This is a genomic window from Micromonospora sp. NPDC049903 (assembly GCF_044460945.1).
In the GTDB taxonomy this organism is placed as follows: Bacteria; Actinomycetota; Actinomycetes; order Mycobacteriales; family Micromonosporaceae; genus Micromonospora.
Genome location: NZ_JBITKL010000001.1, coordinates 333,588 through 352,333 on the forward strand (window position 1 = coordinate 333,588; position 18,746 = coordinate 352,333).

The following is an 18,746-nucleotide window of genomic DNA, read 5'->3' on the forward strand; positions in this document are numbered from 1 at the left end:
CCACCCGCCGCCCGGCAGGGGGCGGCCGTCGCAGCAACCCAGAGGCGTGACACCGGACGGTGTCACGCCTCTGGTGCGATCGAGACCTGGTAGCCGCTGGCCCGCAACGCACTGATCAGCGTGTCCGAGTGCTCCACGCCCCGGGTCTCCACCGACAGCGCCACCTCGACCTCACCGAGGCGCAGGTGCGGATTGGCCCGCTGGTGCTCCACGTCCACCACGTTGGCCCGGTGCTCGGCGATCTGCCGCAGCAGCGAGGCGAGCTGCCCGGGCCGGTCCGAGCAGCGGACAGTCACCCGGAGATAGCGCCCGGCCGCCGCCAGGCCGTGCTCGATGACCCGCAGCATCAGCAGCGGATCGATGTTGCCGCCGGAGAGGACCGCCACCACCGGCGGCTCCACCTCGACCGCCCCGGCCAGCAACGCGGCCACCCCCACCGCACCGGCCGGCTCCACCACCTGCTTGCCGCGCTCCAACAGCATCAGCAGCGCCCGGGAGATGTCCTCCTCGGTGACCGTGACGATCTCGTCGACGAGCTTGCGGACGTGGGTGAAGGTGACGTCACCGGGTCGACCGACCGCGATGCCGTCGGCGATGGTGGAGAAGTCGGGCAGGCGTACCGGCTCACCGGCCACCAGGGAGGGCGGGAAGGCCGCCGCGCCCGCCGCCTGGACCCCGATCACCCGGACGTCGGGGCGCAGTGCCTTGGCGGCCACCGCCATCCCGGAGACCAGCCCGCCGCCGCCGACCCCGGTGACGATCGTCCTGACCTCAGGGCACTGCTCCAGGATCTCCAACGCGACCGTGCCCTGGCCGGCGATCACGTCCCGGTGGTCGAACGGGTGGATCAACACCGCGCCGGTCCGCTCCGCGTACGTCTGCGCCGCCACCAGGGATTCGTCCACCGTGGCACCGACCAGCTCCACCTGGGCGCCGTACCCCTTGGTGGCGGCCACCTTCGGCAGCGGCGCGTTCACCGGCATGAAGACGGTGGCGTGCGCGCCGACCAGCCCGGCGGCGAGGGCCACCCCCTGCGCATGGTTGCCGGCGCTGGCCGCCACCACGCCCCGCTCCCGCTCCGCCGACGACAGACGGGAGATCCGCACGTACGCGCCGCGCACCTTGTACGACCCCGCGCGCTGGAAGTTCTCGCACTTGAGCCAGACCGGCCCGCCGAGCGCCGCGCTCAGCGGGCGGGAGGGTTCCAGCGGGGTGGTGCGGGTGACCTCGGCGAGCAGCTCCCGCGCCGCCCGCACGTCGTCCAGGCTGACCAGTTCCGTCATGCCCCGATCGTGCCACCCGCCCCACCGGGGTCCCCCAGGGCCCGGACCGGCGCAGACGTCGACCAGGGCACGTCCGGTACAGCGGCGGCCGGCAGACGTCCCGCCGCGTCGACCGGAACGGTACGCACGGTCACGCGCCGGCCGGTGACCCCGTTCCGACGCGCGGGTAGCCGGGAGCGTGCCGAGTCCACGGGGCCGCCATCTCGAACTGACCGGCGACGCCTAGCAGCAGCAGCTCCGACCCGGGCGGCCCGACCAGTTGCACGGCCAGCGGCAGGCCGTCCGGGCGGCGGCCCACCGGCACCACCAGCGCGGGCAGCCCGGCGATGTTCCACGGTGCCGCGTACGGGGCGTACCGGATGTTGACCAGCATGTTGGCCCGCCAGGACCGGGCCGACCAGCTCGTGGCCGGCGGCGGCGCGCTGGCCAGCGCCGGGGTGAGCAGCAGGTCGACCGAGTGGTCGGCGAAGAAGCCGATGGACCGCTCACGCCAGGCCGTCCGGTCGGCCTCCCGGACGTACCCGCGCCGCCAGGCCCACTCGCCAAACGTGACGTGCCGGCGGCTACGGGGTTGCAGGTCGCGCCGGTCGATGCCGGCAGCCCGCACGTCAGCGGCGGCGGCGGCGAACCAGGTGGCGATGCCCTGCAGACCGAGGGCGGTCGGATAGACCGGGTCGGCCGGGACGGCGTCGTGCCCGGCGGCGGCGAGCAGCCGACCGGCGGCGGCGACCGCGTCGCGGTTCGGTGCGTCCGGCGAGACACCGCGCACCGGGGAGCGCAGCGACACCCCGACCCGCAGCCGTTGCGGCGGGACCAGCTTCTCCTGGGCCCGACCGGCGAGCACCTGGAAACCCACCGCCGCGTCGGCGACCGTGGTGGCGAGCATGCCGTGCTCGGTCAGCCCGAACCAGTCCTCCGCACCGAGCTGACAGGGCACCACGCCCCGGCCGGGCTTCAGGCCGACCAGGCCGCAGCAGGCCGCCGGGATGCGGATCGAGCCGAGACCGTCGTTGCCGTGGGCGATCGGCACCAGCCCGGCGGCGACCGCCGCCGCCGCGCCACCCGACGAGCCGCCCGGGGTACGCCCCAGGTCCCAGGGGTTGCGGGTGACCGCGGTGCCGTCGTCGGTCACCCCCCAGAGGCCCAGCTCGGGCATCCGGGTGACGCCGAGGATCACCGCGCCCGCGCCGCGCAGCCGGCGGACCACCTCGTGGTCGGCCTCGGCCACCGGGGTACGCACCGCGGCCGAACCGTTCCAGGTGGGCACCCCGGCCACCGGGGTGTTCTCCTTGACCGCCACCGGCACCCCGGCCAGCGGCAGGTTGCCCAGGTCCTCCTGCTCGTCGACCTTCTCCGCCTCGGTGACCGCCTCCCCGCCGCGTACCGTGCGGAACGCGGCGAGGTCGACGTCGGCCTTCGCGACGTGGTCGAGATGGTCGGCCAGGACCTGGGTGGCGGAGACGTCGCCCCGCCGTACGCCCCGGGCGATCTGTTTGGCGGTCGCCCCGACCCAGGTCGGCATGATGTCCTGCACGGCCACCCTCCCCAGCCAGCGGTCAGCCCAGCGCCTGCTCCAGATCGGCGAGCAGGTCTTCGACCGTCTCGATGCCGACAGACAGTCGCACGAGATCGGAGGGAACTTCAAGCGGCGAGCCGGCAGCGCTGGCGTGTGTCATCCGACCCGGGTGTTCGATCAGGGATTCCACCCCGCCGAGGGACTCCGCGAGTACGAAGAGTCGGGCCCGGTTGCAGATCTCGACGGCGTGCTCCTCACCCCCGGCCGCCCGGAAGGAGATCATGCCGCCGAACCGGCGCATCTGCTTGGCGGCCACCTCGTGACCGGGGTGCGACGGCAGGCCCGGATAGAGGACCTCGGCCACCTTGGCGTGCCCGTCCAGGTAGCCGACGATCCGTTCGGCGTTGTCGCAGTGCCGGTCCATGCGTACCCCGAGGGTCTTGATGCCGCGCAGGGTCAGCCAGGCGTCGAACGGGCCGTTCACCGCGCCCATGGCGTTCTGGTGGTAGCGCAGTTCCTCGCCGAGCCCGGCGTCGGCCGCCACCAGCGCACCGCCGACCACGTCGGAGTGACCGCCGACGTACTTGGTGGTGGAGTGCACGACCACGTCCGCGCCGAGGGCGATCGGCTGTTGCAGGTACGGCGAGGCGAACGTGTTGTCCACCACCAGCAGCGCTCCGGCGTCGTGGGCGACGGCGGCCAGGGTGGCGATGTCGGCGATGCCGAGCAGCGGGTTCGTCGGCGTCTCCAGCCAGACCACCTTGGTGGTGCCGGGCTGGATCGCGGCCCGCACCGCGTCCGGGTCGGAGACCTTCGCCGGGGTGTACGTCAGCCCCCACCGCTGCGCCACCTTGGCGAACAGCCGGTACGTGCCGCCGTACGCGTCGTCCGGGATCACCACGTGGTCGCCGGGGCCGCAGACGGTCCGCAGCAGCGTGTCCTCGGCGGCCAGACCGCTGGCGAAGGCGAGACCGACCGGCCCGCCCTCCAGCGCCGCCAGGCACTCCTGGAGCGCGTCCCGGGTGGGGTTGCCGGAACGGCTGTACTCGTATCCGAGCCGGGGCGCACCGACGGCGTCCTGGGCGTAGGTGCTGGTCTGGTATATCGGTGGGATCACCGCGCCGGTGCGGGCCTCCGGGTCCTGGCCGGCGTGAATCGCGAGCGTCTCGAAGCCGTGGGTCATGACGCAGACGTTAGTCCTCCCCCGCGTCCCAGCCCATGGAACCCGATCGTGGGCCGGTCACTCGGTGGATTTGGGATGTCCCGGTCCCGCCGCCACGATCCACACGATCCGGCGGTCGGGATCCGGGCAGTACCAGATCCGGCCGCCTGCCGTCACCTCGTACTGCCACTGCACCAGCGTCTTCCCTCCGACCTCGCGATGCGACAGCCCGCCGCGAAGCCGGTGCTGACGGGCGGGATTCTCCGGATCGACGGGCCGCTCGGTGAGGACGACCCACGCCTCCCAGGTGTTCGACCGGGCGGTCTGACACAGGTGGTCCCAGCCCTTGGCCGCCTCGGACGAGGCAAACCTCGCCTCCCATCCGCCCGGCCGGCCGGGCGGCGCAACGCGGTCCCCTCGCTTGGCCGGCACCCTCACTCCTCCGAAGGGCCGGGCACCGGGCCGTGATCGTCGGACAACGGCTGGGTCAGTTCGCGCACCAGCGCCGGATCGGTGTAGACGGCTGCGGTCGCCTTCCACTCACGAAGAGTCTGCGTCAGCACCGACCATTGCCCCAGGTCGGCCGAGATCCTGGCCGCCGTCGTGAAGTCCGAGATGAACTCCGGTAGATCGGCGTCCGGGAGCAACCGCAACCAGGGGAATTCCTCCGCGAGCACGGTGGCAGCCACATCGACGGGAAGGTGCACCAGGGCATTGCGGAGGGTGCGGGCCGCCGCGATCGCTCCCTCCCCCGCAGCGATCACCCGGTCCTCCCGAGTGAGCAGCAATGCGGCACCGTCGCGGCGGCGGACCCGGACGTCGCCCGAGTCCGCGAGGGCCGCCACGCTCTTGGGGTCGCGTTGCAGCTCACTCCACTGCACCTCGGTGGTAGTAGCCATGCCTAAATTCTGAACTTTTTCAGACTTCTTAGCAAGTCGAATCAACGCGCCGAGCGGGACACGTGGGTACGGCCATAATCTGAGCCGATGGCGGGATGTGTGTTCTGCGGGATCGTGGCGGGCGAGGTGCCGGCGTTCCGGGTGGTCGACAGCGCCGACGGCGTGGCGTTCCTGGACACCCGTCCGGTGTTCAAGGGACACGTGCTGGTGGTGCCCCGCACCCACCTGGTCACCCTCGCCGACCTGCCGCCGGAGTCACTCGCCGGCTACTTCGGGCTGGTCCGACGGCTCACCGTCGCGGTGGAGAGCGGTCTGGGCGCGGGCGGCACGTTCGTGGCGATGAACAACAAGGTGTCCCAGTCGGTACCCCACCTGCACACCCACGTGGTGCCCCGGACCAAGGGCGACGGCCTGCGCGGCTTCTTCTGGCCGCGTACCCGCTACGCCGACGACGCCGAGGCGAGAGCGTACGCCGATCGCGTGCGGCACGCCGTGCCGGACAGCGCCTGAGCGCGCGTGGGGCGGGTAAGGAAGTGGGGTCCGCCGGTGTTGCACGCGGGGAAGGTACGAAAGGAGTTCCACCGTGTTCCTCCGCAGCATGAAGGCCGAGATGATCTCCCCTGACCGGGCCCTGCCCGGCCGCCCGATCGCGATGCCGGTCGCCGACCGGCACGAGGTCCTGGGCACCCCGCTCAAGGGGCCGTTCCCCGAGGGCTCCCAGGTCGCCGTGTTCGGCATGGGGTGTTTCTGGGGTGCCGAGCGGTTGTTCTGGACCCTCCCGGGCGTCTACACCACCTCCGTCGGATATGCGGGTGGTTATACCCCGAATCCGACCTACGAGGAGGTCTGTTCCGGCGGGACGGGGCACGCCGAGGTGGTCCAGGTCGTCTACGACCCCGCGACGATCAGCTACGAGGACCTGCTCAAGGTCTTCTGGGAGAACCACGACCCGACCCAGGGTATGCGCCAGGGCAACGACGTCGGTACGCAGTACCGCTCGACGATCTACACCACCACCGACGAGCAGTTCGCCACCGCCGAGGCGTCGCGGGAGGCGTTCGCGCCGATCGTGGCCCGCGCGGGCAAGGGCGAGATCACCACGGAGATCAGCCGCCTCGGCGACTACTTCCTTGCCGAGGACTATCACCAGCAGTATCTGGCACCCACCAAGAACCCGAACGGCTACTGCAACCACGGCCCGAACGGGCTGAGTTGCCCGGTCGGCGTGGCGCGCACCACCGGCTGACCCTCTGGCGACCGGCTCGCCCGACGGGCGGGCCGGTACGCACCGGGCCCGAAGATCCAAATTGCGGCGCTCGTCACAGGCCGACAGCCGGGGCAAGTCGGACATATCTCCGCAGTAGGGCATCTTCTGCCCGCTCTCGCCGGCAGATGTCGCCCGGCTGATTGAGCGGGCGCGGATTCTAGCAATGCTGTTACACGACCGTCATGGTCTCAACAGGCGAATCGCAACAACCTCTGGCAGCATTGGCTCGCATGTGCGGACTGGCTGGGGAGTTCCGACGGGACGCGTCGCGTGCCGACGTCGGGACGGTGGAGCGAATGGCCGCCACGATGTGCGACCGGGGGCCTGACGGTGGCGGGGTGTGGGCTCAGGGGCCGGTCGCCCTCGGCCATCGCCGTCTGAAGATCATCGACTTGTCGGCCGCCAGCGGCCAACCGATCGTCGACTCGGCCGCCGGCCTGACCGGCGTCTTCAACGGCTGCATCTACAACTACCGCGAGCTGCGCGCCGAGTTGGCGGCCAAGGGCCACCACTTCTTCTCCAGCGGCGACAGCGAGGTCGTCATCAAGGCGTACGCCGAGTGGGGGCTCGACTTCGTCGACCACCTGATCGGCATGTTCGCCGTGGCGATCACCGAACGGGACACCGGCCGCCTGGTGCTGGCCCGGGACCGGCTCGGCATCAAGCCGCTCTACCTCGCCGAGTCGCCCGGCGTCGTGCGCTTCGCCAGCACGCTGCCCGCCCTGGTGGCAGGCGGCGGCGTGGACACCACCATCGACCCGGTGGCGCTCGCCCACTACCTCAGCTTCCACAGCATCGTGCCGCCGCCGCGCACCATCCTGCGCGGCGTCACCAAGCTGCCCCCGGCCACCGTCCGGGTCTACGAGCCCGACGGCGCCACCCACGAGCGCGTCTACTGGGACCCGTCCTTCCTGCGCCGGGACGAGCACTCCGGCTGGTCGGAGAAGGACTGGCAGGACGCGCTGCTGGAGTCGCTGACCACCGCCGTACGGCGTCGTATGGTCGCCGACGTGCCGGTGGGCGTACTGCTCTCCGGCGGCCTGGACTCCAGCCTGGTGGTCGCCCTGCTCGCCGGTGAGGGGCAGCGCGGTCTCTCCACCTTCTCCATCGGCTTCGACGCGGTCGGCGGCCGGGAGGGCGACGAGTTCCGCTACTCCGACGTGGTCGCCAAGACCTTCGACACCGACCACCACCAGCTCCGGATCGCCGCCCAGGACCTGGTGCCGCCGCTGGAGGCCGCCGTGGCGGCCATGAGCGAGCCGATGGTCAGCCACGACTGTGTCGCGTTCTACCTGCTCAGCCAGGAGGTCTCCCGGCACGTCAAGGTGGTCCAGTCCGGCCAGGGCGCCGACGAGATCCTGGGCGGCTACCACTGGTACCCGCCGCTGGCGGAGGTCGGTCGCGAGCAGGCTCTCGACACGTACGCCCGGGCCTTCTTCGACCGCGACGCGAGCGGCCTGGCCCGGGTGCTCAACCGGGAGTGGCTCACCGACGCCGACCCGGCCCGGGAGTTCGTCGCCGCGCACCTGGCACGGGCCGGCGCGCAGACCGCCGTCGACGCCGGCCTGCGCCTCGACACGCAGATCATGCTCACCGACGACCCGGTCAAGCGGGTCGACAACATGACCATGGCGCACGGGCTGGAGGCCCGGGTGCCCTTCCTGGATCACGAGTTCGTCGAACTGGCCGCCGCCTGCCCGCCGGAGCTGAAGCTGGCTCAGGGCGGCAAGGGGGTGCTCAAGGAGATCGGCCGCCGGGTGCTGCCACACGAGGTCATCGACCGGCCGAAGGGCTACTTCCCGGTCCCGGGCCTCACCCACCTGGAGGGCAAGCTCCTCGACCGGGTACGGGACGCGCTCTCCGCGCCCGAGGCCCGCCGCCGCGACCTGTTCCGCACCGATTACGTCAACGCCCTGCTCGACGCGCCCAACGCCGAACTGACCCCGTTGAACGGAAACAAGCTGTGGCAACTCGGACTCCTGGAAATGTGGCTCCAGAGCCACGGAATCGACTGACCGTGACCGACACCCTGGCGACCGGGGTGGCCCGGACCGACCGAGGTCGAGGCGCGGGACGACGGTACGAGCGGGTCGGGCCGGGCGGTGATCCGATCGCCGCGAACACCGGCGGCGACGCCACCGACGACGACCGTTCCGGCGGCGACGAGGGCGTCATCCTCGACTGTGGGTGGGGACGGCTGGTCTTCGGCCAGACCTTCGCCGACCAGGCCGCCGTCGCCGACGTGCTGCGCTCCGAGGCGGCCGGCGCCCGCGACATCTGCATCTATCTGCGGGACCCGCACGTGCTGGTCTCCCGCCTGCCCGACGAACTGTTCATCGACCCGTCGCTGACCTTCCGGCTGCCGCTGGGCGGGGCCCGGTCGGGTCCGCGTCGGGCCGACGGGACGAGCGAGGAGGCAGGAAACGCCGACACCCCGGCCGCCGTGAACGGGCGTGGCGAGCTGCCCGGGGTACGCATCCGCCGGCTGCGCGACGCCGCCGACGCGGACGCGGTCAACCGGATCTATGCGGCCAACGGCATGGTCACCGCCCCGGTGGACATCCTGGTCGACAACGCCGCCACGGACCGTTTCCTGCACCTGGTGGCGGAGGCGGCGACCGGCGAGATCGTCGGCACCATCACCGGCGTCGACCACGTGGCGGTCTTCGACGACCCGGACAACGGTGCCAGCCTCTGGTGCCTCACGGTCGACTTCAACCAGGCGCCGCCCGGCACCGGCCAGGCGCTGATCACCGAGTTGGCCACCCGGCTGGTGGCCCGGGGGCGCGCGTACGTCGACCTGTCGGTGCTCGCCGAGAACGCGGGGGCTATCCGGCTCTATGAGCGGCTCGGCTTCTATCGCACCGCCACGCTCTGCGTGAAGCGGAAGAACCCGATCAACGAGCGGCTGTTCCTGCCGGCCATGCCGGCCGGTTACGACGAGCTCAACCCGTACGCGAAGATCGTCGCCGACGAGGCGATGCGCCGGGGCATCCGGGTGGAGGTGACCGACGCGGCCTGGGGTGAGCTGCGGCTGACCAGTGGCGGCCGGACCATCCTCACCCGGGAGTCGCTCTCCGAGCTGACCTCGGCGGTGGCCATGAGCCGATGCGACGACAAGCGGGTCACCCGTCGCATCCTGACCGAGGCCGGCCTGTCGGTGCCGCGTGGGCGGACCGCCACCGGTGACGCCGCCGACGCCGAGTTCCTGTCCGAGGTGGGCCACCTGGTGGTCAAGCCGGCCCGTGGCGAACAGGGCAACGGCATCACCGTCGGCGTACGCACCGACGAGGCGCTGGCCGCCGCCGTCGAACTGGCCGCCCGGTTCTGTCCCGAGGTGCTGCTGGAGGAGCTGTGCACCGGTGAGGACCTGCGCGTCGTGATGATCGACCACGAGGTGGTGGCCGCCGCCGTACGCCGACCCGCCTCGATCACCGGCGACGGCGTGCACGACATCACCGAGCTGATCGCACGGCAGAGCCGGCGTCGGGCCGCCGCCACGGGTGGTGAGTCCCGCATCCCGCTCGACGAGATGACCCGGGACGTGGTCGCCGAGGCCGGGTACGCGCTCACCGACGTCCTGCCCGAGGGGCAGGTGCTGGCCGTACGCCGGACCGCGAACCTGCACACCGGGGGCACCATCCACGACGTCACCGGGGAGCTGCACCCGATGATCGCGGAGGCGTGCGTGGCGGCCAGTCGGGCGCTGGACATCCCGGTCACCGGGCTCGACCTGCTGGTACCCGCCCCGGACCGGCCGGAACACGTCTTCATCGAGGCCAACGAGCGGCCGGGGCTGGCCAACCACGAGCCCCAGCCCACCGCCGAACGCTTCGTGGACCTGCTTTTCCCCGGGACTCGGGCACCGCAACGGCTGTGGACCCCGGCCGGTGCGGCACCATCTGGGGCATGACCGTACGCAAGACCACTCCGCTCCCCATCGACCTCGACTATCTGCGTCAGGTGATGGTCGAGTTGTTGGACATCCCGAGCCCGTCGGGGCGCACCGACCACGTGCAGCAGTACGTCGGCGAGCGCCTGTCGGCACTCGGCATCCCGTCGACGCTGACTCGCCGGGGCGCGCTCAGCGCCTGCCTGCCCGGCCCCCGGGAAACCGGGGCGGACCGGGCGATCGTGGTACACACCGACACCATCGGCGGGATGGTCAAGCGGCTCAAGGAGAACGGTCGGCTGGAGCTGAACCCGATCGGTACGCACAGCGCCCGGTTCGCCGAGGGCGCGCACGTCCGGGTCTTCACCGACGACCTGGACCGGGTGGTCACCGGTCAGGTGCTGCCGCTCAAGGCCAGCGGACACCGCTACAACGAGGCGGTGGACGAGCAGGGCATCGGCTGGGATCAGGTCGAGGTACGCATCGACGAGCCGGTGGAGGACATCGCCGGGTTGCGGGCGCTCGGCATCGACGCGGGGGACTTCGTGGCGTTCCTGCCCAACCCGACGGTCACGCCCAGCGGCTACGTGAAGTCGCGGCACCTGGACGACAAGGCCGGCGTGGCGGCGGTGCTGGCGGCGATGAAGGCGATGGTCGACGCGGGGGTGAAGCCCGCCGTCACCGCGCACCTGCTGGTCACCGTGACCGAGGAGATCGGCCACGGCGCGTCGCACGGGCTCGACCCGGACGTGGCCGAGATCGTCTCGGTGGACGCCGCCGTGGTCGCCCCCGGGCAGCAGTCCCGGGAGAACGCCGCCACCCTGGCGATGGGCGACGGGGTGGGGCCGTTCGACTACCACCTGACCAGGAACCTCGCGGCGATCGCCCGTGAACACGACGTCGACCTGGTCCGCGACGTCTTCGACTACTACCGCTCGGACGTGGCGGCGGCGGTCGAGGCGGGCGCCCACGCCCGGGTGGCCCTGCTCGGCTTCGGCGTCGACGCCACCCACGGGCACGAACGTACCCACCTGGACGGGCTGCACCACCTGGCCCAACTGCTCTGCCTCTATCTCCAGAGCGACCTGGTGTTCCCCGAGTGGGACGCCGAGCCGGAGGGTGACCTGGCCGACTTCCCGTCGCTGGCGGTGCAGCCGGCCAGCGCGGACGGCCCCCGCAAGGGCCCGATCGGCATCGCCCCGGACTGACCGGGACGCCCGGCACGGCCCGTCCCGACAGATGTGATCGAAATCCGTTGCCGGTGCGGCCACCGCTGGATAACGTGGCGGTACACGTGAAAGGAGGTGGTCCAGACTTGTATAGCAATCGGACTCGTGAGGTGGCTGTCCGCTAGCCGCTGTCCTCGACAGTGACCGTCTGTTCGCAGGCGGGCAGTAACAAGCGTCGAGACCGTGTGGCAGCGGTGCGGCGAATCCACGACAAGCCACCCGACCCCCGGGGTGCCGACTCAGTCCAGTCGGTCCGCGTCCGCGCGGAAACCCCGGGGGTCGCCCTTTGTCCGGGTCCCCTTCCTGGAGGTCGCCGTGTCGATGCGCGAGCTGGTGGTGCTGGGGACGGCCAGTCAGGCCCCGACCCGGGCCCGCAACCACAACGGGTACGTGCTCCGCTGGGACGGCGAGGTGATCCTCTTCGACCCGGGCGAGGGCAGCCAGCGGCAACTGCTGCACACCACGGTCACCGCCACCGACCTGACCCGGATCTGCGTCACCCACTTCCACGGCGACCACTGCCTCGGCCTGCCCGGCACCATCCAGCGCCTCTCCCTGGACCGGGTCTCGCGGCCGGTGGCGGTGCACTTCCCCGCCGAGGGCGCCGAGTACTTCGCCCGACTGCGGCACGCCAGCTCCTTCCACGAGACCGCCGAGCTGGCCGTCACGCCGATCGAGGCGGACGGGCAGCGCATCGCGCTGCGCTGCGGCACGCTGGAGGCCCGCCGACTACGGCACCCCGTCGACACGTACGGGTATCGGCTGGTGGAGCCGGACGGCTGCCGGATGTTGCCGGAGAAGCTGGCCGCGTACGGCATCGACGGGCCGGCGGTCGGCGAGTTGCAGCGCGTCGGCCACCTCGACCGGGACGGGCGTCGCGTCACCCGGGAGGAGGTGAGCGTGCCCCGCCCCGGGCAGCGGTTCGCCTTCGTGATGGACACCGGCCTCTGCGACGGCGTGTACGCGCTGGCCGACCAGGCCGACCTGCTGGTGATCGAGTCGACGTTCCTGGAGTCGGAGGCGGCACTCGCCGCCGAGGTCGGGCACCTCACCGCCGGCCAGGCCGCGCGGGTGGCGGCCGAGTCGGGGGTACGCCGACTCGTGCTGACCCACTTCTCCCAGCGCTACGCCGACCCGCTCCGCTTCGCCGAGGAGGCGCGCCGACACTTCGACGGGGACCTGGTGATCGCCGAGGATCTGACCACGGTTCAGGTGCCGCCCCGCCGGGTACCCTCGGCTGAGTGACTGTCACGCTGCGTACCGCAACCGTCGACGACCTGATGGCGGTGGGCGCCCTGCACCAGCGTTCACGCGTCGCCGCGTACTCGTCGTTCCTGCCGCCCGAGGCGCTGGCCGACCCGACTCCGGAGGCCATGGGTGAGTACTGGGCCGAGCGGTGGATCTGGGAGCGCGACAGCCACCGGATGATCCTGGCCGTACGGGGCGACACCCTCGCCGGCTTCAGCTACTCCGGCCCGGACGACGAGGACGACCCGGACACCGGGCTCCTGTGCGCGATCCACCTGGCCCCCGCCGAGCGCGGCCGGGGCGTCGGTCGCGAACTGATGGTCGACGCCCTGGCCGGCATGCGTACGCGGGGCTGGCGCCGTGCGGCACTCTGGGTGCTGCGCGAGAACGCGCCCGCACGCCGTTTCTACGAGCGTGGCGGCTGGTCCCCCAGTGGAGTCGAACGCGTCGAATTGATCGGTGCCACGCAGGCCCCCCAGCTGCGCTACACCCGTGCGGTGTAAGGAAGGGCACCTTATTAACGCCTGCGGTAGAGCAGGGGTCCCCTGCTAACAGTCGATCTCGCAGCTTCCCGATGTCGACATCACGGAGCCGCGTTCGGCGTTAGTAAGGGACCCCTGCTATGCACGAGGCGTTAATAAGGTGCCCTTCCTTGCACGCGGGCTTCGCTAGACCTCAGCGGGCGCCGAGGTGGGCGAGCAGGTCCTGGCGGGTGAGGACGCCCTTGGGCTTGCCGTCGATCAGCACCAGCGCGGCGTCGGACTTCTCCAGCAGGTTCACCGCCTCGCTGACCGGCTGGCCACCACCGATCATCGGCAGCGCCGGCCCCATGTGCCGCTCGATCGTGTCGTGCAGTTGGGCCTGGCCGGTGAAGAGCGCGTCCAGCAGGTCCTTCTCGGCGATCGAGCCGGCCACCTCGCCGGTCACCACCGGCGGCTCGGCCTTGAGCACCGGGAGCTGCGAGACGCCGTACTCGCGCATGTAGTCGACCGCGTCGCGGACCGTCTCGGTGGGGTGCACGTGGACCAGCTCGGGAAGCTGACCGGGCTTGGCGGCCAGCGCCTGCGCCACGGTCGGCTCCGAGCCGGAGTTGTCCAGGAAGCCGTAGCGGGCCATCCAGGCGTCGTTGAAGATCTTGGACAGGTAGCCCCGGCCACCGTCGGGAAGCAGCACCACGACCACGTCGTCCGGTCCGGCGGCGCGGGCCACCTCCAGCGCCGCCACCGCCGCCATCCCGCAGGAGCCGCCGACCAGCAGCCCCTCCTCGCGGGCCAGCCGCCGGGTCATCTCGAAGGACTGCTTGTCCGACACCTCGATGATCTCGTCGGCCACATTGCGGTCGTAGGTCTCCGGCCAGAAGTCCTCACCGACCCCTTCGACCAGGTACGGCCGGCCGGTGCCGCCGGAGTAGACCGAGCCCTCCGGGTCCGCGCCGATGACCTTGACCTTGCCGCCGGACGCCTCCTTCAGGTAGCGCCCGATGCCGGAGATGGTGCCGCCGGTGCCGACGCCCGCGACGAAGTGCGTGATCCGGCCCTCGGTCTGCTTCCACAGCTCCGGCCCGGTGGTCTCGTAGTGCGAGCGGGGGTTGGCCGGGTTGGCGTACTGGTTGGGCTTCCAGGCGCCCGGGATCTCCCGGGCCAGCCGGTCGGAGACGTTGTAGTACGAGCGGGGGTCCTCGGGCGCGACGGCGGTCGGGCAGACGACCACCTCGGCGCCGTACGCCCGCAGCACGTCCTGCTTGTCCTGGCTGACCTTGTCGGGGCAGACGAACACGCACCGGTAGCCCTTGAGCTGCGCCACCAGGGCCAGCCCGACACCGGTGTTGCCGCTGGTCGGCTCGACGATGGTGCCACCGGGCCGGAGGATGCCGGCGGCCTCGGCGTCCTCGACCATCCGCACCGCGATCCGGTCCTTGACCGAGCCGCCGGGGTTGAGGTACTCCACCTTCGCCAGCACGGTCGCCTGGATGCCCTCGGCGACGGTACGCAGACGTACCAGCGGCGTGTTGCCGATCATCTCGACGACGTTGTCGTAGTACTGCACCTCGTTGTGCCCTTTCCTCCGGCGCCGGCGCCGGAGGCCGGGCGGGTGATCGCGTGATTCCCGCGCCCAGGGTACGTCGGGTCAGGGCACCACGTGCCCCGGGATCACGGAGCCGCCCCGCGCCTCCCACTCCAGGAAACGCTCGGTCTCGGCCAGCACCGCGCCGGCCAACCAGGTCACCATGACCGCGTCGTCGATCAGCCCGAACACCGTCAGGAACATCTCCGGTACGGCGTCGATCGGCGAGACGATGTAGGCCGTGGCCGCCGTCATCATCGCCAACCGCAGGCCGCCGTCGTACTGGCCGCGCGCGGTGGCCGAGATCATCCTGGGCAGCGCCCCGACCCGCGCGCCGATCGACGGACCGCCCCGGGCACCGGCCGTCAGCGCCCGGGCCAGGGCCACGAACGCCGCACCCCGCTTCAACGTCTTAGCCATCGTCGTGCTCCTCTCCACCGTGCAGCGTGACGACCCGGCGCAACCTCCACGATCCGTCACACGACACCGCAGCGCCAAGTACCCAGATCGGTCGTTTTCCAGGCATCCGTGCAGAGTCCTCGACGACAGCGAGCCGTCGTACCCGCGCGCTAGTGTCGCCTCATGGGGGTGGTTGATTCCGTCGTCTCGGAGCGTCCGCGCTGGCAGCGCGCGTGGCGGGTGGCCCGCCTCGCGGCCATCGGCACCGGTGCCTCGGTGGCCGCCGCAGCGGCCACCACCGGAGTGTTGTTCGGCCAGGCCCGGCAGGCCCGGCGGACCATCCCGATGGCCGAGGCGCCACCGCCGCGCTGTGACGGGGTCTACGGTGCGAAGTTCCCGGGTACGCCGATCACCGTGGTCGTGCTCGGTGACTCCTCGGCCGCCGGCTACGGCGTGCACCGCCGCCGCGAGACGCCCGGTGCGCTGCTGGCCACCGGCCTGTCCCGACGGCTACGACGGCCGGTCCGGCTGCACCGCTTCGCCGTGGTCGGCGCCATCTCGGCGGGTCTGCGCTTCCAGGTCGAGGCGGCCCTGGAGTGCGATCCCGACGTGGCGGTGATCCTGATCGGCGCCAACGACGTGACCAACCGGACGCCACCCGCCCTGGCCATCCGCCATCTCGCCGAGGGGGTCCGCGCGCTGCGGGAGGCGGGCGCCGAGGTGGTCGTCGGCACCTGTCCCGACCTGGGGGCGATCCGGCCGATCCAACCGCCGCTGCGCTGGCTGGCCCGCCGGTGGAGCCGGCAGCTCGCCGCCGCCCAGACCGTCGCGGTCGTGTCGGCGGGCGGCTGGACGGTCTCCCTCGGTGACCTGCTCGGTCCCCGGTTCGACGCCGAGCCGGGGCGGATGTTCGCCTGGGACCGGTTCCACCCGTCCGCCGAGGGTTACGCGGCCGCCGCCGCGGCCCTGTTGCCCACGGTGGTCTCCGCGCTCTCGCAGGGCGCCGAACGCGGGCCTTCGCGCGCGCGCCCGGAAGGCGTACGGTCATTGCCGAAGGCTGCTCAGGAAGCGGCCCAGCACCCGGGGACGGAGGTCAGCGGCACGCAGGTCCGCGGCAGGGAGAGCGGGCCGGCCGGTCGGTGGGCACAGCTTCGCCGCCGGGGCTTCTTCGGGGGCGGCGCGACGCCACAGCCGGCCTCCGCGATCGACTCACCCGCAGTGGAGGGACTCAGATGACTGAGCGGATCAGGCCGCAGCACGGGTCACGGTGTGCCGGTACGCGCCTGGGAGCGGCACGATGACCGGGCTCTCTCCCGGTGCCCGGGTCGCCCGCACCGCCGCCGTCTCCCTGCTCGCCAGCACGCTCGGTGGTGCCGCCGTCCTGGCCGGACAGGCCGTGGCGGCGCGCAACCGCCGGTACGCCCAGCCGGAGCTGGGGCTCGCGTTGCGGGCCACGGTCGGCCGCAGCGACGCGCCGGTGCTGCGGCTGGTGCTGCTCGGCGACTCCTCGGCGCTCGGCGTCGGGGTCGACCGGCTGGGCGACACCATCGGCGGTCAACTGGCCGAGTTGCTCGCCGAGGGGCCCGCCGGGCGGCAGGTGCACCTGTCCAGCGTCGGCGTCTCCGGTTCCCGCTCGACCGACCTGGCCACCCAGGTGGCCCGAGCGCTGCTCGGCGAGCGGCCGGACGTCGCGGTCATCCTGGTCGGCGCGAACGACGTGACCGGTATGCGCCGCCCGGCCGACGCCGCCGCCTACCTCGGGGCGGCCGTGCACCGGCTGCGCCAGGCGGGCGTGGAGGTCGTCGTCGGCACCTGCCCGGACCTGGGCGCGGTACGCGCGATCGCCCCTCCCCTGCGTCAGGTCGTCGGCCTGGTGGGGCGCTGGGTGGCGCGGGCGCAGACCGGCGCGGTCCTGGACGCCGGTGGCACGGTCGTCGACCTGGCCACCGAGACCGGTCCGGTGTTCCGGGCCGACGCGGGCACGTTCTGCCACGACGGCTACCACCCCTCGGCGGACGGCTACCGGGTCTGGGCGCACGCACTGCTGCCGGCCGTGGTCGCGGCAGCGGCGGTGACGCCTCGCCGCTGACCTGGGTCGATCGGCCGCCCCGGCGGGGTGACATTTCCCGACTGCGGAAAACTTCCGCTGCAAGTTACCACCGAGTTAGCGTGTGCCCATGCCGATTGAGTCGTCCCGCGACGCCGTGATCGTCGCCACCGCCCGCTCCCCCATCGGCCGGGCCCACAAGGGTTCCCTCCGTGATGTCCGGCCGGACGACCTCGCCGCCACCATCGTGCAGGCCGCCCTGGACAAGATCCCCCAGCTCGACCCGCGCGAGATCGACGACCTCTATCTGGGGTGCGGTCTGCCCGGCGGCGAGCAGGGCTTCAACATGGCCCGGGTGGTGGCCGTGCTGATGGGCCTCGACGGCCTGCCCGGCGCCACGACCACCCGTTACTGCGCCTCGTCCCTGCAGACCACCCGGATGGCGATGCACGCGATCCGGGCCGGTGAGGGCGACGTCTTCGTCTCCGCCGGTGTCGAGACCGTCTCCCGCTACGCCCGGGGCAACTCCGACGTCCTGCCCCCGGAGGCGCAGGCCCTGCTGGGACGCTGGGAGAACCCCCGGTTCGCCGAGGCGCGGGACCGTTCCAAGAGCCGTACGGAGGCCGGCGCCCCGGTCTGGACCGACCCCCGTGAGCAGGGCGCACTCCCCGACGTCTACCTGGCCATGGGGCAGACCGCCGAGAACCTGGCCCAGGTGCACGACGTCAGCCGCGCCGACATGGACGCCTTCGGCGTCCGCAGCCAGAACCTGGCCGAGAAGGCGATCGCCGACGGCTTCTGGGCCCGCGAGATCACCCCGGTCACCACGCCGGACGGCACCGTGGTCTCCGCCGACGACGGCCCGCGTGCCGGGGTGACGCTGGAGGCGGTCTCCGCGCTCAAGCCGGTGTTCCGGCCGGACGGGCGGATCACCGCCGGCAACTGCTGCCCGCTCAACGACGGTGCCGCCGCCGTGGTCGTGATGAGCGCCCAGCGGGCCGAGGAGTTGGGGGTCACCCCGCTGGCCCGGATCGTCTCGACCGGCGTCACCGCGCTCTCGCCGGAGATCATGGGGCTCGGTCCGGTCGAGGCCAGCCGGCAGGCGCTGGCGCGGGCCGGCATGACCATCGACGACGTCGACCTGGTGGAGATCAACGAGGCGTTCGCGGCTCAGGTGATCCCGTCGTACCGGCAGCTCGGCATCCCCGAGGAGAAGCTGAACGTGGCCGGCGGCGCGATCGCGGTCGGTCATCCCTTCGGGATGACCGGTGCCCGGATCACCGGCACGCTGCTGAACGCGTTGCAGTGGCACGACAAGACCATCGGCCTGGAGACCATGTGCGTCGGCGGCGGGCAGGGCATGGCGATGGTCCTCGAACGCCTCAACTGACGCGGGAACACCTAGAGCGCAGTGCGGGTCGCGGCCACCTCGGTCGCGGCCCGCGCCAGCGTCTCCTCGGGCGGACCGGCGGCCAGCAGGTCGGCGGCGACCACCCGGAGCTGGTCGGGCAGGACGAGGTCGTTGTCGAGCCGGGGCACGCTGCGCCGGGGCTGCCCCTCCGCGTCGGCGGCCAGGTTGGCGATCTCCTGCACCAACCGGTGCACCAGGTCCGCCCGGGACAGGTTGCCTCGGGAGGCGGGGGCCGCCCAGCGGGGGTGCTGCCAGTGCCCCACTTGCCGCACCAGCAGTTCCACGCCTCGCCCCACCTCGTCCCGCCCCTGCGAATCGCCCATCCCCGC

General features: G+C 72.1%; 18 protein-coding genes. 10 read left to right on the forward strand and 8 right to left on the reverse strand.

Annotation, left to right across the window (positions count from 1 at the left end; genetic code table 11):
* Nucleotides 1-62 precede the first annotated feature (62 nt).
* The 5 genes from ilvA to ACIBO1_RS01515 all read right to left on the reverse strand — a co-directional run bounded on the left by ilvA (nt 63) and on the right by ACIBO1_RS01515 (nt 4,860).
* A complete protein-coding gene (gene ilvA, locus ACIBO1_RS01495) occupies nt 63-1,283 on the reverse strand; it encodes a threonine ammonia-lyase (protein ID WP_396740554.1) in 1,221 nt (406 codons plus the stop codon).
* Between the two features lie 130 nt (nt 1,284-1,413).
* Nucleotides 1,414-2,823, reverse strand: a complete 1,410-nt coding sequence (locus tag ACIBO1_RS01500; RefSeq protein ID WP_396740556.1) for an amidase — start codon at nt 2,821-2,823, stop codon at nt 1,414-1,416.
* A 16-nt stretch (nt 2,824-2,839) separates the two neighbouring features.
* The gene (locus ACIBO1_RS01505) at nt 2,840-3,982 is read right to left on the reverse strand and encodes a cystathionine gamma-synthase (protein ID WP_396740558.1); all 1,143 of its coding nucleotides are present in this window, start codon (nt 3,980-3,982) and stop codon (nt 2,840-2,842) included.
* A gap of 57 nt (nt 3,983-4,039) precedes the next feature.
* A complete protein-coding gene (locus ACIBO1_RS01510; RefSeq protein WP_396740559.1) occupies nt 4,040-4,393 on the reverse strand; it encodes a hypothetical protein in 354 nt (117 codons plus the stop codon).
* A gap of 2 nt (nt 4,394-4,395) precedes the next feature.
* The gene (locus tag ACIBO1_RS01515; RefSeq protein ID WP_396740560.1) at nt 4,396-4,860 is read right to left on the reverse strand and encodes a hypothetical protein; all 465 of its coding nucleotides are present in this window, start codon (nt 4,858-4,860) and stop codon (nt 4,396-4,398) included.
* Nucleotides 4,861-4,947: 87 nt separating this feature from the next.
* Between ACIBO1_RS01515 and ACIBO1_RS01520 the strand changes: the two genes are divergently transcribed.
* The 7 genes from ACIBO1_RS01520 to ACIBO1_RS01550 all read left to right on the forward strand — a co-directional run bounded on the left by ACIBO1_RS01520 (nt 4,948) and on the right by ACIBO1_RS01550 (nt 12,999).
* On the forward strand, nt 4,948-5,370 hold the full coding sequence (locus ACIBO1_RS01520; RefSeq protein WP_396740562.1) for an HIT family protein: 423 nt from the start codon (nt 4,948-4,950) through the stop codon (nt 5,368-5,370).
* Nucleotides 5,371-5,443: 73 nt separating this feature from the next.
* Nucleotides 5,444-6,106 (forward strand): peptide-methionine (S)-S-oxide reductase MsrA, encoded by a 663-nt coding sequence (gene msrA / locus ACIBO1_RS01525; RefSeq protein WP_350695655.1) that lies wholly within the window; start codon nt 5,444-5,446, stop codon nt 6,104-6,106.
* A gap of 251 nt (nt 6,107-6,357) precedes the next feature.
* Nucleotides 6,358-8,142: an N-acetylglutaminylglutamine amidotransferase gene (locus tag ACIBO1_RS01530; RefSeq protein WP_350695656.1), complete on the forward strand. Its 1,785-nt coding sequence runs from the start codon at nt 6,358-6,360 to the stop codon at nt 8,140-8,142.
* A 2-nt stretch (nt 8,143-8,144) separates the two neighbouring features.
* Nucleotides 8,145-10,040 carry an N-acetylglutaminylglutamine synthetase gene (gene ngg, locus ACIBO1_RS01535; RefSeq protein WP_396740564.1) on the forward strand — a complete coding sequence of 632 codons (1,896 nt, stop codon included), beginning with the start codon at nt 8,145-8,147 and terminating at the stop codon, nt 10,038-10,040.
* Nucleotides 10,037-11,227, forward strand: coding sequence for an osmoprotectant NAGGN system M42 family peptidase (locus tag ACIBO1_RS01540; protein WP_396740566.1), 1,191 nt, complete (start codon nt 10,037-10,039; stop codon nt 11,225-11,227). Before ngg ends, ACIBO1_RS01540 begins: the two co-directional genes overlap by 4 nt.
* Before the next feature lie 336 nt (nt 11,228-11,563).
* Nucleotides 11,564-12,493, forward strand: a complete 930-nt coding sequence (locus tag ACIBO1_RS01545; protein ID WP_396740567.1) for a ribonuclease Z — start codon at nt 11,564-11,566, stop codon at nt 12,491-12,493.
* Nucleotides 12,490-12,999, forward strand: coding sequence for a GNAT family N-acetyltransferase (locus tag ACIBO1_RS01550; RefSeq protein WP_396740569.1), 510 nt, complete (start codon nt 12,490-12,492; stop codon nt 12,997-12,999). The genes ACIBO1_RS01545 and ACIBO1_RS01550 overlap by 4 nt, the downstream gene beginning before the upstream one ends.
* 172 nt (nt 13,000-13,171) lie before the next feature.
* Here ACIBO1_RS01550 and ACIBO1_RS01555 read toward each other — a convergent pair whose 3' ends face one another.
* A complete protein-coding gene (locus ACIBO1_RS01555) occupies nt 13,172-14,542 on the reverse strand; it encodes a cystathionine beta-synthase (protein WP_396740571.1) in 1,371 nt (456 codons plus the stop codon).
* A gap of 81 nt (nt 14,543-14,623) precedes the next feature.
* On the reverse strand, nt 14,624-14,980 hold the full coding sequence (locus ACIBO1_RS01560) for a YkvA family protein (protein ID WP_396740573.1): 357 nt from the start codon (nt 14,978-14,980) through the stop codon (nt 14,624-14,626).
* Nucleotides 14,981-15,142: 162 nt separating this feature from the next.
* On the opposite strand from ACIBO1_RS01560, the gene ACIBO1_RS01565 reads away from it, so the two are divergent.
* The 3 genes from ACIBO1_RS01565 to ACIBO1_RS01575 all read left to right on the forward strand — a co-directional run bounded on the left by ACIBO1_RS01565 (nt 15,143) and on the right by ACIBO1_RS01575 (nt 18,396).
* Complete coding sequence (locus tag ACIBO1_RS01565) at nt 15,143-16,195, forward strand: SGNH/GDSL hydrolase family protein (protein WP_396740575.1); 1,053 nt, start codon at nt 15,143-15,145, stop codon at nt 16,193-16,195.
* A 61-nt stretch (nt 16,196-16,256) separates the two neighbouring features.
* Nucleotides 16,257-17,048, forward strand: coding sequence for an SGNH/GDSL hydrolase family protein (locus ACIBO1_RS01570; RefSeq protein ID WP_396740577.1), 792 nt, complete (start codon nt 16,257-16,259; stop codon nt 17,046-17,048).
* 88 nt (nt 17,049-17,136) lie between these two features.
* A complete protein-coding gene (locus ACIBO1_RS01575) occupies nt 17,137-18,396 on the forward strand; it encodes an acetyl-CoA C-acetyltransferase (RefSeq protein ID WP_396740578.1) in 1,260 nt (419 codons plus the stop codon).
* 11 nt (nt 18,397-18,407) lie between these two features.
* Here ACIBO1_RS01575 and ACIBO1_RS01580 read toward each other — a convergent pair whose 3' ends face one another.
* Nucleotides 18,408-18,740, reverse strand: a complete 333-nt coding sequence (locus ACIBO1_RS01580; RefSeq protein WP_396740580.1) for a hypothetical protein — start codon at nt 18,738-18,740, stop codon at nt 18,408-18,410.
* Nucleotides 18,741-18,746: the final 6 nt, after the last annotated feature.